The organism is Roseibium sp. AWQ4_290 (assembly GCF_056160985.1).
Map to the genome: position 1 here is coordinate 1 of NZ_JBSWYG010000142.1, position 205 is coordinate 205.

At 54.1% G+C, this 205-nt stretch carries 1 protein-coding gene; it reads right to left on the reverse strand.

The features are described from left to right. Positions 1 to 205 (reverse strand): transposase domain-containing protein (locus tag ACXAH0_RS25460; RefSeq protein WP_475196148.1); only part of this gene is annotated, 205 nt, incomplete at both ends.

Consider the following 205-nt stretch of genomic DNA (forward strand, 5'->3'; position numbering starts at 1 on the left):
TGCAGCGTAACACCAAGGCATGAGTTCGTTGATGCGATTGATCTTGTGGTCGGCGATTTGTGCCAGAACCCAGGCCAGCCAGGCTTGCGGGTCAATGCCGTTGAGTTTGGCCGTTTCGATCAGGGTATAGGCGATAGCCGCGGATTTGCCGCCGCCTTTTGAACCCATGAAGAGGTAGTTTTTTCGTCCAAGGGCAATCGGTTTC